This is a genomic window from Chitinimonas lacunae (genome assembly GCF_042650885.1).
GTDB classification, from domain to species: domain Bacteria; phylum Pseudomonadota; class Gammaproteobacteria; order Burkholderiales; family Chitinimonadaceae; genus Chitinimonas_A; species Chitinimonas_A lacunae.
Genome location: NZ_JBHSBU010000001.1, coordinates 3,101,730 through 3,116,071, shown reverse-complemented (window position 1 = coordinate 3,116,071; position 14,342 = coordinate 3,101,730). Strand labels below are relative to the sequence as shown.

Here is a 14,342-nt window from a genome sequence, read left to right as displayed (position 1 = left end):
AAATACTCTGCAAGACTTGCAGCCAATTACATCAAAAAATGAATATTTTCAGGCCTGACCGGAAAACTCGGGCAGATCGACCCGGGTCTTGAGGAAGTCGAGGTATTTGTCTTCCTCATCCTCGAAGATCTCAATGCCGCCCTGGCGGTAGGCTTCGGCCAGCTGCTCCAGCGCCCGTTCTGGCCGCATCAGTTCGAGTTCGCACTGACCCAGACGCAGATGGATAAAGGCATTGCCCAGCCCATTGGGGCAGCGCTGCGCCGTGGCAAAGGCTTCGGCGGCGCCTTCGATATCGCCGAGGAAAAAGCGGGCATCGCCCAGGGCGGCCATTACCCAGGTGGTGGCTTCCCAGCGCTCGCGGTCGCTGGGCAGCAGGGTTTCCGCTTCCTGATATTTCTGGAGGGCCGCACCATAGTTGCCTTGCTCGAACAACTTGTCGCCCTGCTCGCACAGCGCTTCGATCGGTTCATGCAGGATGCTCGGGAGAATGCTCATGGGAATTCGCTCCGGCTGGCTGAAGTACGGACAAAACCCGGCTTGCGCCGGGTTTGGTCCAGGGACGGGGATAGACCCCGCCTAACGATAGGCGTCGATGCTCGGGCACGAGCAGACCACATTGCGGTCGCCGTAGGCATCGTCGATCCGGCCCACGCTGGGCCAGAACTTGTTGTCGCGCACCCACGGCAGCGGGAAGGCAGCCTGTTCGCGGCTATACGGCCGCTCCCACTGACCCAGCAGCACTGACTGGGTATGCGGCGCATGCTTGAGCGGGTTGTTGTCGGCCGGCCATTCGCCCGACTCGACCGAGGCGATTTCCATCCGGATGGCGATCATTGCCTCGATAAAGCGGTCGATTTCGGCCTTCGATTCGGACTCGGTCGGCTCGATCATAAAGGTACCGGGCACCGGGAAGCTCATGGTCGGGGCATGGAAGCCATAGTCCATCAGCCGCTTGGCGATATCGACCTCGGTGATGCCGGTGGTGGCCTTGAGCGGGCGCAGATCGATGATGCACTCGTGGGCGACCCGGCCGTTCTTGCCACGGTAGAGCACCGGATAGTGCTCGGCGAGGCGGGTGGCGATGTAGTTGCCGTTGAGCAGCGCCACCTGGGTGGCCCGGCGCAGACCTTCGCCGCCCATCATGGTGATATACATCCACGAGATCGGCAGGATCGAGGCCGAACCGAACGGGGCGGCCGAGACGGCGGTCTGGCCACGGTGCGGGCCGTCGATCGGCACCACCACATGGTTGGCCATATACGGCGCCAGATGCGACTTCAGACCGATCGGACCCATGCCCGGGCCGCCGCCGCCATGCGGAATGCAGAAGGTCTTGTGCAGATTCATATGGCTGACGTCAGCACCGATCTCGGCCGGCTTGACCAGCCCGACCATGGCGTTGAGGTTGGCGCCGTCCATATAGACCTGACCGCCGTGGCGGTGGATCACTTCGCAAATCTCGCGGATCGCCTCTTCGAACACCCCGTGGGTGGACGGGTAGGTGATCATCAGGCAGGCCAGCCGCTCGGCATGCTCGGCCGCGCGCGCCTTGAGGTCCTCGACGTCGACGTTGCCGTTGGCGTCGCACTCGACCACCACCACCTGCATGCTCATCATCTGCGCGGTGGCAGGATTGGTGCCGTGGGCCGATTTGGGGATCAGACAGACATTGCGATGGCCTTCGCCGCGTGCCTCGTGGTAGCGGCGGATCGCCAGCAGGCCGGCGTATTCGCCCTGGGCGCCCGAGTTGGGCTGCATGCAGATCGCGTCAAAGCCGGTGATCGCCTTGAGCTGTTCAGCCAGGCCCTCGATCAGTTCGAGATAGCCCTTGGTCTGCTCGGTCGGGGCAAACGGGTGCACATCGCCGAAGGCCGGCCAGGTCACCGGGATCATTTCGCTGGTGGCATTGAGCTTCATGGTGCAGCTGCCCAGCGAGATCATCGAATGGTCGAGTGCCAGGTCCTTGTTCTGCAGCTTCTTGATAAAGCGCAGCATCTCGGTTTCGGTGTGATGGGCGTTGAATACCGGATGGGTCAGGATGGCGTCGTGACGCTTGAGCGTCTCGGGCAGCGCGGCCGGCCAGTCCTGGTCGAGCTGGTCGATGTCGAGCGCCCGGGCGGCGTCGCCGGCCAGGGCACGCCACAGCGCCATCACATCGGCACGGCCGGCCTTCTCGTGGAAGCTGATGCCAAGCTGGCTCGACGACACATGGCGCAGGTTGTAGCCGGCCTGTTGCGCGGCTTCGAATGCTTCATGGGCGCGGGCGCCCAGATCGACCACCACCGTATCGAAGAAGCGGCGCGTCTGCACCTTGATGCCCAGGCGCTTCAAGCCCTCGACGAAGATCGCCGCCAGCCGGTGGATGCGCTGGGCGATCCGGCGCAGTCCTTCCGGGCCGTGGTAGACCGCGTAGAGCGAGGCGATATTGGCCAGCAGCACCTGCGAGGTACAGATATTCGAATTGGCCTTTTCGCGCCGGATATGCTGCTCGCGCGTCTGTAGCGCCATCCGCAGCGCCGGGTTGCCCTGGGCGTCGACCGAGACGCCGATGATCCGGCCCGGCACCGAGCGCTTGTATTCGTCGCGGGTGGCGAAGAAGGCGGCGTGCGGGCCGCCAAAGCCCATCGGTACGCCGAAACGCTGCATCGAGCCGATCGCGATATCGGCGCCCAGCGCGCCGGGCGACTTGAGCAGCACCAGTGCCATCGGGTCGCAGGCCAGCGTGACCAGGCCGCCCATGGCCTTGACCGCGGCAATCGCGCCTTCGATGTCGCCGATCTCGCCATCGACATTGGGATATTGGAACAGGGCACCGAACACATCGTGCTCGGCCGCCTCGGCCGGCGTGCCGTAGATCAGCTCGAAGCCGAAGGCGCTGGCGCGGGTCTTGAGCACATCGATGGTCTGCGGCAGGGCGTCGCGGTCGACCAGGAAGCGGTTCGAGGCCGATTTCGACACCCGGCGTGCCATGGCCATCGCTTCGGCGGCGGCAGTGGCTTCGTCGAGCAGCGAGGCATTGGCCAGTTCAAGACCGGTCAGGTCGAGCACCACCTGCTGATAGTTGAGCAGGCATTGCAGCCGGCCCTGCGAGATCTCGGCCTGATAGGGCGTGTAGGCCGTATACCAGCCCGGGTTCTCGAACACATTGCGCAGGATCACCTTGGGGGTGACCGTCTCGTGGTAACCCAGACCGATGAATGACTTCGGCAGCTTGTTCTTGGCGGCGATGGCCCCGATACGGGCCAGCGCGGCCTCTTCGCCCACGGCATCGGGCAGCCGGCACGGGCTGCCGCCGAGAATGCCGGCGGGGATGGTCTGGCGGGTCAGCTCGTCGAGCGACTCGGCGCCGACGACCTGGAGCATGGCGTCGATCTCGGCCTGGTCAGGGCCGATATGGCGATGGATGAATTCCTGATGGTTCTCGAGCTGGAACAGCGATGTCATGGGCGACCTCTGGGATACGGACAATGGCAAACCGGCCGCTCGTGGCGGCCGGTGACAAGCATGCGTTGCGCGTCGGGCAGGGCGACGGCGCTCAGGCGCCGATTTCCGCCGCGTAGGCGGCTGCGTCCATCAGATCATCGAGATCGGCCGGATTGGCCGGCTTGATCCGGAAGAACCAGCCATCGCCGTACGGGGCGCTGTTGACGGTCTCGGGGGCGTCGGTCAGCGTCTGGTTCACGGCCACGACTTCACCGGCGATCGGGGCGTAGACGTCGGAAGCCGACTTGACCGACTCCACCACACCGGCTGCGCCATCACGGGCCAGCTTGGCGCCCACGGTCGGCAGTTCGACGAATACCACGTCGCCAAGCAGGCTCTGGGCGTGGTCGGTGATGCCCACGGTCACGCTGCCGTCGGCTTCCAGGCGCAGCCACTCATGGCTGGTCACATACTTGAGATCGCTGGGGATGTGGGTACTCATGTCGTCCTCGACTTGTCCTTGGCTGGGAGTGGGTGACGCCGTGGCGCCGGCCCCGATTTTTGCGTGTAGTCCGCGCACGGTCCGCTACAAGCGGCCGCCGCGACGGCGCGGATTTTACCAGATTGCGGCCAAAGCTCCCTGCCTTGCAGGGAATCCGTCCAGTTTAGGCCGCCTGGCAGCGCGCTGCGCGGAGATCAATAGAGTATATGACCTGAAAAGGCTATTTTCTTGTTATATCTACCCCAGATCTTGTACTTATTTTTCTGAATATTTTCTTTTTTTAGGAGTGCCGTTCAGTCTAGCTCGATCACGCCGTGGAATACGGTGACGGCGGGGCCGGTCATCGCCACGGGCTGGCCCGGACCTGCCCAGCGTACGCTGAGTTCGCCGCCGCGCGTCTCGACCGTGACCTGCCAGTCGAGCAGCCCGCGCCGGATGCCGCTGACCACCGCTGCACAGGCGCCCGTGCCGCAGGCCAGGGTTTCGCCGGCGCCGCGTTCATAGACCCGCAGCCCGATCCGGCCACGGTGATGAATCTGCATAAAGCCTACATTGACTTGACGAGGAAAGCGCGGATGGGCCTGCAAGGCCGGTCCGAGCCGCTCTACCGGGGCGCTGGTCAGCGAATCGACCAGCAGCACGGCATGGGGATTACCCATCGAGACCACCCCGATCTCGAAGCGTTCGCCGGCCGCTTCGATCGGATGGAGCGGCAGGTCGGTGTCGGCGATGAACGGCAGGGCGGCCGGCGTGAAATCGGGCAGGCCCATATCGACCGTGACCTGGCCGTCGGCCTCGATCCGCGGCACGATCAGACCACGTGCGGTCTCGACCCGGATCTCGGCCTGATCGCTCAGGCCCTGCTCGCGCACAAAGCGGGCAAAGCAGCGGGCGCCGTTGCCGCATTGCTCGACCTCACTGCCGTCGGCGTTGAAAATACGGTAGCGGAAATCGGCATCGGGCCGCGTTGGCGGCTCGACCAGCAGGATCTGGTCGCAGCCGATACCGAAGTGCCGGTCGCCCAGCCGGCGTAGCTGTGCCCGGTCCAGCGCGAGCGTCTGACGCACGCCGTCGAGCACCACGAAATCGTTGCCGAGACCCTGCATCTTGGTAAAAGGCAATCGCATAAACCGCACATCCGCCAAAGGAATGCGGCAGTATAGCGCGGCGTCGGCGCAGCGCTGCGCCGGCAGTTTTCTGATTTCGAGTACAGCGATGAAAAGCCACCAACCCCGCAAGCGCTTTGGCCAGAACTTTCTCCAGGACCAGGGCGTGATCAACGATATCCTCAGCGCCATCGGCGCCCGTCCCGGCGAGGCCGTGGTCGAGATCGGCCCGGGCCTTGCTGCCCTGACCGCGCCGCTGATCGCCCGCCTGGGCCGCCTGCACGCCGTCGAGATCGACCGCGATATCGTGGCGCAACTGACGCGCCGCTTTAGTCCCGAACAACTGGTGCTGCATAACGCCGATGCGCTCCAGTTCGACTTCGGCGCCCTGGCCGCCCAGATGGCGCCGGGCAGCAAGATCCGGCTGGTCGGCAACCTTCCCTACAATATTTCCACCCCGCTGCTGTTTCATCTGGCCGAGTTCTCCGACCGGATCGAGGATGCCCACTTCATGCTGCAAAACGAAGTGGTGCTGCGGATGGTGGCCGAGCCCGGCAGCGCCGACTACGGCCGGCTGGGCGTGATGCTGCAATACCTGTTCGAGATGGAAAAGCTGCTCGATGTGCCGCCGACAGCCTTCTATCCGCCGCCCAAGGTCGATTCGGCCATCGTGCGGATGATCCCGCGCCCGTTCCACGTCACAGCGGCCGACCCAGAGGGCCTGGCCAAGCTGGTGGCCGCGGCGTTTGCCCAACGGCGCAAGACACTGCGCAATAACCTCAAGGGCCTGGTGAGCGATGCCGACTTCGCCGCCGTCGGCCTGGAGCCGGGACTGCGCCCCGAGAATGTCAGCGTGGCCGACTATGTGCGACTGGCCAACCATCTCGGGCCACGCGCGTCTGCCTGAACACGGGCGTTATGGGTTTCCCCGATTGCGACCCTGTTTCTCGCCGTTACACTTGTCCTTAAACCGGAAACCGCCATGTCCATCATCCGCTTCGTCAATGTCAACAAATGGTTCAAAGACCTGCATGTGCTCCAGGACATCAATCTGGAGGTGGCGCAGGGCGAGGTCGTGGTGGTGTGCGGGCCGTCGGGTTCGGGCAAAAGCACCCTGATCCGTACCGCCAATCAGCTCGAACAGATCAATTCGGGCGAGATCTGGGTCAATGGCGAGAACATCGTCAGTCCCAAGGTCGATATCAACAAGGTGCGGGCCGATGTCGGTTTCGTGTTCCAACATTTCAATCTCTATCCGCATCTGAGCGTGCTGGAGAACGTGACCCTGGCCCCGATCAAGGTGCGCAAGACCGACCCGCAGCTGGCGCGTGAGCAAGGGGTGGCCCTGTTGCAGAAGGTCGGCCTGGCGCACAAGAAGGACGCCTATCCGTCGCAACTGTCGGGCGGCCAGCAGCAGCGGGTGGCGATTGCGCGCGGTCTGGCGATGCAGCCCAAGATCATGTTGTTTGATGAGCCGACCTCGGCGCTCGACCCCGAAATGATCGGCGAGGTGCTCAAGGTCATGAAGGATCTGGCCGAGTCGGGCATGACGATGATGTGCGTCACGCATGAAATGGGCTTTGCCCGCGAGGTGGCCGACCGCGTGGTCTTCCTCGAACAGGGCCGGGTGGTCGAACAGGCGCCGCCGGCCGAATTCTTCAGCGCGCCCAAGTCCGAGCGCGCCCGCCAGTTCTTGCAGCAGGTGCTGTCGCCCATGCACTGAGCGGATGGCTGGCCTATAGTCGATAAACCGCGAAACTACCAGCTTCAATCACAACAAGGAGTCAACAGGAATGCGCAAAGCCCTCGTTCTTGCCGCTGCCGTCGCCGGCGCGTTCGCCCTGCCGTCCCAGGCCGCCGAGCTGACCGGTACGCTCAAGAAGATCCAGGACAGCAAAGTCCTGGTTCTCGGCCATCGTGAATCGTCCACCCCGTTCTCCTACCTCGACGAGAAGCAGCAGCCCATCGGCTATTCGATGGACCTGTGCTGGCGCGTGGTCGAGGCCGTCAAGGCCAAGCTCAAGATGCCGAGCCTGGTGGTCAAGCGGGTGCCGGTGACCTCGCAGACGCGCATTCCCCTGATGGTCAACGGCACCATCGACCTCGAGTGTGGCTCCACCACCAATAGCAAGGAACGGCAAAAGCAGGTCGCCTTCGGTGTCACCACCTTCGTCACCTCGGTGCGGATGGCCGTCAAGGCCAATTCGGGCATCAGCAAGCTCGACGACCTCAACGGCAAGCCCGTGGTGACCACCACCGGCACCACTTCCGACCGCTATATCAAGCAAAACGAGCAGGGCAAGGCGATCGACGTCAAGAACCTGTACGGCAAGGACCACGCCGAGTCGTTCCTGATGGTCGAGACCGGCCGTGCCGCCGCCTTTGTGATGGATGACGTGCTGCTGGCCGGTGCGATCGCCAACGCCAAGAACCCCAAGGAATTCGCCATCGTCGGCCCGGCCCTGTCGGTCGAGCCCTACGGCATCATGCTGCGCAAGGATGATCCCGAGTTCAAACAGCTGGTGGACGATACCCTCAAGGGCCTGATGAAGTCCGGTGAGGTCGAGAAGCTGTACCAGAAGTGGTTCATGAGCCCGATCCCGCCGAAGAACATCAACCTCAATCTGCCGATGAGCGACAAGCTCAAGGAAGCGATCAAGAACCCCAATGACACGGGTGTCTGAGTTTCAATAGATCGACAGCTCTGTACGGGGGGCCGCCAGGCCCCCCGTTGTTTCGGGGCGGTCGGCCGCCCGTGGGTGGCCAAGGAGATTGACAGTGAGCCAATACAACTGGAACTGGGGCGTGATCCTCGAGGAGGTGGCTGGCACTGGTGAGCATTACTACCAGTGGCTGGCGACCGGGCTTGGCTGGACCGTGGTGACGGCGCTGCTGGCCTGGATGATTGCCATGACGGTCGGGTCGCTGGTCGGCATTGCCCGCACCGCGCCGTCGAAATGGCTGGCGGGCCTTGGGACGGCCTATGTCGAGCTGTTCCGTAATATCCCGCTGATCGTGCAGCTGTTCATCTGGTACTGGATTGTGCCCGATCTGCTGCCCGAGCCGCTCAAGACCTGGGTCAAGCAGGATATGCGTTTCGTGGTCGAGTTCACCGACCATCTGCCGGAATTCGTGTTTGCGGTGCTGGGGCTCGGTTTCTATACCTCGGCCCGGGTGGCCGAGCAGGTGCGCACCGGCATCTTGGCGCTGCCGCGCGGTCAGCGCAACGCCGGTCTGGCGCTGGGCTTCACGCTGCCGCAGACCTACCGCTATGTGCTGCTGCCGATGGCCTACCGGATCATCGTGCCGCCACTGACTTCAGAATTCATGAACGTGTTCAAGAACTCGGCGGTCGCGCTGGCGATCGGTCTGACCGAACTGACCTTCCAGATGCGGCAGATCACCGGTGAGTACGCCCCGGCCAATCCGATCGAGGTGATGACGGTCACCAGTCTGCTCTATCTGACCGTGGCGTTCAGCGTCAACCGGCTGATGGCCTGGGTTGAACGGCGGGTGCAGGTGCCCGGTTATATCGCCGGAGGTAAATGATGGAATTCGATCTTGCCGCCATTGGCCGTGCCCAGGACTTCCTGTGGCAGGGCTTCAAATATTCGGTATCGCTGACCGCCTTTGCCACCGTGGTGGGGATCTTCTTCGGCACCCTGCTGGCGATGGCGCGGCTGTCGAGCATCAAGTGGCTGTCGATGCTGGCGTCGGCTTACGTCAATCTGTTCCGTTCGCTGCCGCTGGTGCTGGTGATCTTCTGGTTCTATATCCTGGTGCCCTTGCTGACCGGGGTCGATGTGGGCGCCGAGAAATCGGCCTACCTGACCTTCTCGATCTTCGAGGCCGCGTATTTCTGCGAAATCATCCGGGCCGGTATTCAGTCGATTCCGCGTGGCCAGGTCAATGCCGGTTATGCCATGGGTTTCACCTATCGCCAGACCATGCGCTATGTCGTGCTGCCGCAGGCGTTCCGCAATGTGCTGCCGCTGTTGCTGACCCAGACCATCATCCTGTTCCAGGATACCTCGCTGGTCTATGTGGTCGGCGCCACCGACCTGCTCGGCGCGGCCGACAAGGTCGCCCACCGCGACGGCACGCTGTTCGAGATGTACATGGCGGTGGCAGTGGTCTACTTCGTGGTCAGCTTCTCGCTGTCCTTCCTGGTCAAGCGACTGCATGCGCGGATCGCGGTGATACGTTAAGAGGGGTTCCCCGATGATTTCGATCAAGCAGGTTTCCAAGTGGTACGGCAGCTTCCAGGTGCTGACCGACTGCTCCACCGAAGTGAAGAAGGGTGATGTGGTGGTGGTATGCGGCCCGTCCGGTTCGGGCAAAAGTACCCTGATCAAGTGCGTCAACGCGCTCGAACCGTTCCAGAAGGGCGATATCGTGGTCGACGGCACCTCGATCTCCGCCCCGGGCACCAATCTGCCCAAGCTGCGCTCGCGCGTGGGGATGGTGTTCCAACATTTCGAGCTGTTCCCGCATCTGACCATTACCGACAATCTGTCGATCGCCCAGGAAAAGGTGCTGGGCCGCAGCCGCGAGGAAGCACGCGACAAGGGCATGAAGCTGCTCGACCGCGTCGGCCTCAAGGCCCATGCCGCCAAATTCCCCGGCCAGTTGTCGGGCGGCCAGCAGCAGCGGGTGGCGATTGCCCGGGCGCTGGCGATGGACCCGATCGTGATGCTGTTCGACGAGCCCACCTCGGCGCTTGACCCGGAAATGGTCAATGAAGTGCTCGATGTGATGGTCGAACTGGCCCAGGAAGGCATGACCATGATGTGCGTGACCCACGAAATGGGCTTCGCCCGCAAGGTGGCGCACCGGGTGATCTTTATGGACCAGGGCCGCATCATCGAGGACTGCCCCAAGGAGCAGTTCTTTGGCGACCTGAGCCAACGCTCTGACCGGGCCCAGGCCTTTCTGTCGAAGATCCTGCACCACTAAAATAATCTGCAAATTCTTTGCAAGAGCCAGATTCTTTATAAAAGAAAAATCAAAAGATCTTGCAATAAGCATAAATAATAACGGCCGGGGTGACCCGGCCGTTTTTTCATGGCGACGCATGGCCAGGCTATCCCGGCCTCGGCCTGACCTGGTCAGGCCACGGCTCACGCCGAAGTGCTGGACTTCTCGATGAATTCGATCTTGTAGCCGTCCGGGTCTTCGACAAAGGCGATCACGGTGGTGCCGTGCTTCATCGGACCGGCTTCGCGGGTGACGCGGCCGCCCAGGGCACGCACGGCATCGCAGGCGGCCTGGGCGTTGTCGACTTCGAGCGCGATATGGCCAAAGGCCGTGCCGAGGTCGTAGTGGTCGGTATCCCAGTTATGGGTCAGCTCGATCACGCTGTGCTCGGATTCGTCGCCATAGCCGACAAAGGCCAGGGTAAAGCGACCTTCGGGATAGTCTTGCTTGCGCAGCAGCCGCATGCCGAGCACTTCGGTGTAAAAGCGCAGCGAACGGTCGAGATCGCCGACGCGAAGCATGGTATGAAGGAGACGCATCGCAGGGTTCCTTTCGGGAAAAGAGCCGGGCCACCCGGCTGGGCAGTTCTGAAATCCAGTTATTATAAGGGCTTTGCCGGTCCTACCCAGGCTGTGGCACTGGGCCGTTCAGCAGGATTTTTATGCAAACAGGCTTGACAGTTTCTCCCGCCTGTTTATAATGCGCGTCTTCTCCGGGTCGTTAGCTCAGTCGGTAGAGCAGCGGACTTTTAATCCGTTGGTCGCAGGTTCGAGTCCCGCACGACCCACCAGGAGAAACGGGGCGTTAGCTCAGCTGGTAGAGCAGCGGACTCTTAATCCGTAGGTCCACAGTTCGAATCTGTGACGCCCCACCAGACATCAACGGCTCGGCAATCTAGATTGCCGGGCCGTTTGCTTTTATGCCCGTCTTTCCTCACGGTCCGGACGTCCCGTCCAGCACTTCCAGCCTTTTCCCCGCCTATAGCGCCGTCGTTGTCGCCGATTGGCCCCTTGTCCGGCGCTGATTGAACTACGCTTTAGCAAACCCGCTGCAAAATCCATCGGGACGCAAACAAAGTCCCAGCAGGGGAGAACGTCGCTCGGCCCACCTGGTCCAACTGCGGCCGCCAGCGCCATGACAATGGTTTGGAGCCTGATTCGGCGCGGTATGGCAGCCCCAAGGTATAATGCGGCGCCCATGCAGCTTTGTGGTCGCCCTGGTTCGTTCCCTTTACCGTCGCTCCGGCGGCGGCTGTTCCGTCGCAAGAGTACGCACATGCCGCTAGAACCCGATATCGCCGCCTATCTGCTGGCCTACGGCACGCGCGAACCGCCGGCACTCAAGGCATTGCGCGAAGCTACCGCCGGTCACCGACTGGCCCATCTGCGCACCTCACCCGAGCAGGCGGCCCTGCTGGCGTTTCTGATTCGCCTCAGCGGCGCCCGTCGCTGTCTCGAAGTCGGGACTTTCCTTGGCTACAGCGCGCTGGCGATGGCGCTGGCCCTGCCGGAAGGCGGCAAGCTGGTGTGCTGCGACCTGTCGGCCAGTTTCGCCGCCGTGGCGCAGCAGCATTGGGAAGCGGCCAATATCAGCCATAAGATCGATCTCAGGCTGGGCCCGGCCCAGCGCACCCTGGCCACCATGCTGGCCGAAGACGAGGCTGACCGCTACGACCTGATCTTTATCGACGCCGACAAGCCAAGCTACCCCTTCTATGTCGAAACCGCCTTGCGACTGGTGCGGCCCGGTGGACTGATCGTACTCGACGATGTGCTGCTCGAAGGACTGGTCGCCCGGCCGGCGCTCGACGAACCCACCTATGTCGGGGTATTGCGCGCCCTCAATATGAAGTTGGCGCATGATCCGCGCGTCGAGCTGGTGATGCTGCCGATCGGCGACGGCATGACCTTGCTGCGTCGCCGCTGAGCTGCACCGGTTAAGCTGATAGAAAATAATCAGCAAAACAGGTGCAAGATCTACAGCGGGAAACCAACAGAAATAATCAAATCAAGATAACTGCATCGGCGGAATACGTCCGTTGAACTCAATATTGAGCGCGTCGGCGTGTTCATGGCAGAACTTAAGCCCGGCGTTATAGCCGACCTTATAGAGCAGTTCGAGATTGGAGCTTGACCAGTCGAGCACCTTGGGCCAATGGTCGGCCGGAATATCAGCCATCAGCGGCACCTTGAGCAGACGCCGTTTCGGCGTGCCGTCGGGGTTGAGGTTGTACTGGTATTCGAACAGCTTGATATCGTCGCGCGAAATCTCGACCAGTGGCGTGATGATCGAGCGCACCCAGGCGTCGTACAGATCGCGCGGCTTCTGGATCAGCTTGTCGCTGCCCAGGATATCGAACACCACCAGGGTATCGAGATCGGTATGCAGACCGGGCTCGGCCGGGTTGTCGCTGACCAGGGCGCGGAAGTTGATCGTATCGATGGCCGCGCCTTCGATGTAGTAGTCCTCGCCGATCTGATAGGGCGGGTAGATCAACGGGAAGGACAGGGCGGCCAGGAAATGGTCGAGGCTCAGCTCCTCCTTGGTCCAGATCTCCATCTGGCCTTTGCTGACGTTGAAGGCGTTGATATAGAAGTACGGCTTGACCTGCTTGATCGCCGCGAAATCGATCACGGTACTGGCAAACGGCACATGGGCGCACAGCCCGAGGCTCTGCGGCCCCAGATTGCTCGGCGACAGAGTCTGCCACCACAGTTGCAGCCAGTCGTTCAGCAGTCGCTCGGCCTGATTGTCGCCCAGCTGCTCCTGCAACTCGCGGGCGAACGGATTCATCGCCAGCAGCTTGCGGTACAGCTCGGCCCCGGTGCCGGGCTTCATAAAGACCTTGTAGTTGATCGGCAGGGCCCGGTAGATCAGGTCGGAGATGCCCATATTGACCGTCTGCGACAGGGCCTTGCGTGGATCGCCGCCGACGGGGGCCTGATAGAGCAGGCCGATCAGAGCGCCGGCGCCCGAGGTCGATACCACATCGAATTCGACGCCCTGGTCGATGAACGCCACCAGGGCGCCGGCCATCAAGGTTGCATTGGGGGCGCCACCGCTGATCAGCAACGCTTTTTTCCCGGCGGGTACATGCTCGCGCGGTGCTTCCATTTCTTCCTCCTCCTATGGCATGGCCGTGGCGACGGCCGATCTATCCTCCCGGCGGCCGGAACGGCCGCCGTCCTGGTCTCAAGCCGCCTTATTGGCGGAATTCGCCGTCGGCGCCGACGATGGCGATATCGACGAATTCCGACCCTTCGCGGTCATTGGGGCCGAAGGTCAGCTCAAAGCCGCCAGCGTTGTAGCGGCCGATGCCGTCGAGGGCTTTTTGCAGCGACTGGCGGGTTGGCGAGGGACCGGCCCGCTTCAGCCCTTCGATCAGCACCTTGGCGGCGATATAGCTTTCCAGCCCAAAATAACTCGGTTTGGCTTCGGGAATATGGCGCTTCAAGGCGTCGCGGTATTCCTTGACGATCGGTTTGCTCAGATTGTTGGGCGAGGGCACCACCTGGGAGATCACCAGGTTCTGCACATTATTGAGGCCGGCTTGCTGGATCAGGATCCGATGGTTGACCAGCGAAGCGGCATAGAAGTTGGCGGTGCTGTTGTGCTGGCGCATGCCGCGCATAAAGGCGGCGGCGGTCTTGTCGGCCGAGAACATGATGACGGCGTCGGGTCCGGCCTTGGCAATGGTGCTGACTGCTGCGCGGACGTCGTCGGCACCGGTCTCGTAGCTGCCGGTGGCGATCACCTTCATATTGTGTTTTTTCAGCTCGGCTTCGACCGAATTGAGGCCATCGAGACCGAAATCGTCGTTCTGGTAGAACATAGCGATCTTGGTGGCGCCCATGGTCAGCGCCTGCTTGACCAGCCGGCTTGCCTCGGCCCGATAGCTGGCGCGGACGTTGTACAGATACGGGTTGATCGGCCGGCGCAGCACCGCTCCGCCCGACAGCGGCCCGACATGGGGAATCTGGGCGTGGTTGAGCAGTTTCTGGTTGAGGATTTCTTCGTTGATCGAGGTGCCGGCGATGGCGATCAGGGCGATGGGCTTATCCTGCTCGATCAGGTTTTTCACCACGGCGGCGGCCTCGGCGGGACGGTAGCCGCCGTCCTTGGCCAGCAGCACCAGGCGGTTGCCGTTGACGCCACCTTGGGCGTTGACGGCTTCGAAGGCGGCACGGGCCCCCCACATCAGTTCGTTACCCATATCGGCCATGACGCCCGACATGGGGTTGACGCTACCGACCACCAGGTCGGCGGCGCAGACTTGGCCGCAGACAAGCGCTAGCGCAGAGAGACGGAAGGGCAGGGACCGCAAGACTTTCTCC

14 protein-coding genes and 2 tRNA genes are annotated in these 14,342 nt (G+C 62.5%); 9 read left to right on the top strand and 7 right to left on the bottom strand.

Features of this window, described 5'->3' with window-relative positions; all coding sequences use genetic code 11:
* Positions 1-48: 48 nt before the first annotated feature.
* The 4 genes from ACFOW7_RS13410 to dapF all read right to left on the bottom strand — a co-directional run bounded on the left by ACFOW7_RS13410 (position 49) and on the right by dapF (position 5,052).
* Positions 49-495 (bottom strand): tetratricopeptide repeat protein, encoded by a 447-nt coding sequence (locus ACFOW7_RS13410; RefSeq protein WP_378165054.1) that lies wholly within the window; start codon positions 493-495, stop codon positions 49-51.
* An 81-nt stretch (positions 496-576) separates the two neighbouring features.
* On the bottom strand, positions 577-3,444 hold the full coding sequence (gcvP, locus tag ACFOW7_RS13405; protein WP_378165052.1) for an aminomethyl-transferring glycine dehydrogenase: 2,868 nt from the start codon (positions 3,442-3,444) through the stop codon (positions 577-579).
* A gap of 91 nt (positions 3,445-3,535) precedes the next feature.
* Positions 3,536-3,925, bottom strand: coding sequence for a glycine cleavage system protein GcvH (gcvH, locus tag ACFOW7_RS13400; protein ID WP_378165050.1), 390 nt, complete (start codon positions 3,923-3,925; stop codon positions 3,536-3,538).
* A 293-nt stretch (positions 3,926-4,218) separates the two neighbouring features.
* Positions 4,219-5,052 (bottom strand): diaminopimelate epimerase, encoded by an 834-nt coding sequence (dapF, locus tag ACFOW7_RS13395; RefSeq protein ID WP_378165047.1) that lies wholly within the window; start codon positions 5,050-5,052, stop codon positions 4,219-4,221.
* An 88-nt stretch (positions 5,053-5,140) separates the two neighbouring features.
* On the opposite strand from dapF, the gene rsmA reads away from it, so the two are divergent.
* The 6 genes from rsmA (at position 5,141) to ACFOW7_RS13365 (ending at position 9,987) form a co-directional block, all read left to right on the top strand.
* A complete protein-coding gene (gene rsmA, locus ACFOW7_RS13390) occupies positions 5,141-5,938 on the top strand; it encodes a 16S rRNA (adenine(1518)-N(6)/adenine(1519)-N(6))-dimethyltransferase RsmA (RefSeq protein ID WP_378165046.1) in 798 nt (265 codons plus the stop codon).
* 81 nt (positions 5,939-6,019) lie between these two features.
* Complete coding sequence (locus tag ACFOW7_RS13385) at positions 6,020-6,754, top strand: amino acid ABC transporter ATP-binding protein (protein WP_378168035.1); 735 nt, start codon at positions 6,020-6,022, stop codon at positions 6,752-6,754.
* 70 nt (positions 6,755-6,824) lie between these two features.
* A complete protein-coding gene (locus tag ACFOW7_RS13380) occupies positions 6,825-7,715 on the top strand; it encodes a transporter substrate-binding domain-containing protein (protein ID WP_378165044.1) in 891 nt (296 codons plus the stop codon).
* 94 nt (positions 7,716-7,809) lie between these two features.
* On the top strand, positions 7,810-8,580 hold the full coding sequence (locus ACFOW7_RS13375) for an amino acid ABC transporter permease (protein WP_378165042.1): 771 nt from the start codon (positions 7,810-7,812) through the stop codon (positions 8,578-8,580).
* On the top strand, positions 8,580-9,239 hold the full coding sequence (locus ACFOW7_RS13370) for an amino acid ABC transporter permease (protein WP_378165040.1): 660 nt from the start codon (positions 8,580-8,582) through the stop codon (positions 9,237-9,239). The genes ACFOW7_RS13375 and ACFOW7_RS13370 overlap by 1 nt, the downstream gene beginning before the upstream one ends.
* A gap of 13 nt (positions 9,240-9,252) precedes the next feature.
* On the top strand, positions 9,253-9,987 hold the full coding sequence (locus ACFOW7_RS13365; protein WP_378165038.1) for an amino acid ABC transporter ATP-binding protein: 735 nt from the start codon (positions 9,253-9,255) through the stop codon (positions 9,985-9,987).
* Between the two features lie 164 nt (positions 9,988-10,151).
* On the opposite strand, the gene gloA is transcribed toward ACFOW7_RS13365, so the two are convergent.
* Positions 10,152-10,547, bottom strand: coding sequence for a lactoylglutathione lyase (gene gloA, locus ACFOW7_RS13360; RefSeq protein WP_378165036.1), 396 nt, complete (start codon positions 10,545-10,547; stop codon positions 10,152-10,154).
* Between the two features lie 175 nt (positions 10,548-10,722).
* Here gloA and ACFOW7_RS13355 point away from each other — a divergent pair.
* The 3 genes from ACFOW7_RS13355 (at position 10,723) to ACFOW7_RS13345 (ending at position 11,934) form a co-directional block, all read left to right on the top strand.
* Positions 10,723-10,798 (top strand) — tRNA-Lys (locus ACFOW7_RS13355).
* Positions 10,799-10,806: 8 nt separating this feature from the next.
* A tRNA-Lys gene (locus tag ACFOW7_RS13350) sits at positions 10,807-10,882 on the top strand.
* Positions 10,883-11,283: 401 nt separating this feature from the next.
* Positions 11,284-11,934 (top strand): class I SAM-dependent methyltransferase, encoded by a 651-nt coding sequence (locus ACFOW7_RS13345; protein WP_378165034.1) that lies wholly within the window; start codon positions 11,284-11,286, stop codon positions 11,932-11,934.
* An 81-nt stretch (positions 11,935-12,015) separates the two neighbouring features.
* Here the strand turns inward: ACFOW7_RS13345 and ACFOW7_RS13340 are convergent, their stop codons facing one another.
* Positions 12,016-13,122 (bottom strand): patatin-like phospholipase family protein, encoded by a 1,107-nt coding sequence (locus ACFOW7_RS13340; protein WP_378165032.1) that lies wholly within the window; start codon positions 13,120-13,122, stop codon positions 12,016-12,018.
* 88 nt (positions 13,123-13,210) lie between these two features.
* A complete protein-coding gene (locus tag ACFOW7_RS13335) occupies positions 13,211-14,332 on the bottom strand; it encodes an ABC transporter substrate-binding protein (protein ID WP_378165030.1) in 1,122 nt (373 codons plus the stop codon).
* Positions 14,333-14,342: the final 10 nt, after the last annotated feature.

What these genes read in the sequence shown, in the direction of transcription:
- ACFOW7_RS13370 (WP_378165040.1), top strand. Translation starts at nt 8,580, where the DNA reads ATGGAATTCGATCTTGCCGCCATTGGCCGTGCCCAGGACTTCCTGTGG.
- rsmA (WP_378165046.1), top strand. Translation starts at nt 5,141, where the DNA reads ATGAAAAGCCACCAACCCCGCAAGCGCTTTGGCCAGAACTTTCTCCAG.
- ACFOW7_RS13340 (WP_378165032.1), bottom strand. Translation starts at nt 13,122, where the DNA reads ATGGAAGCACCGCGCGAGCATGTACCCGCCGGGAAAAAAGCGTTGCTG.
- gloA (WP_378165036.1), bottom strand. Translation starts at nt 10,547, where the DNA reads ATGCGTCTCCTTCATACCATGCTTCGCGTCGGCGATCTCGACCGTTCG.
- gcvH (WP_378165050.1), bottom strand. Translation starts at nt 3,925, where the DNA reads ATGAGTACCCACATCCCCAGCGATCTCAAGTATGTGACCAGCCATGAG.
- ACFOW7_RS13345 (WP_378165034.1), top strand. Translation starts at nt 11,284, where the DNA reads ATGCCGCTAGAACCCGATATCGCCGCCTATCTGCTGGCCTACGGCACG.
- dapF (WP_378165047.1), bottom strand. Translation starts at nt 5,052, where the DNA reads ATGCGATTGCCTTTTACCAAGATGCAGGGTCTCGGCAACGATTTCGTG.
- gcvP (WP_378165052.1), bottom strand. Translation starts at nt 3,444, where the DNA reads ATGACATCGCTGTTCCAGCTCGAGAACCATCAGGAATTCATCCATCGC.
- ACFOW7_RS13365 (WP_378165038.1), top strand. Translation starts at nt 9,253, where the DNA reads ATGATTTCGATCAAGCAGGTTTCCAAGTGGTACGGCAGCTTCCAGGTG.
- ACFOW7_RS13380 (WP_378165044.1), top strand. Translation starts at nt 6,825, where the DNA reads ATGCGCAAAGCCCTCGTTCTTGCCGCTGCCGTCGCCGGCGCGTTCGCC.
- ACFOW7_RS13410 (WP_378165054.1), bottom strand. Translation starts at nt 495, where the DNA reads ATGAGCATTCTCCCGAGCATCCTGCATGAACCGATCGAAGCGCTGTGC.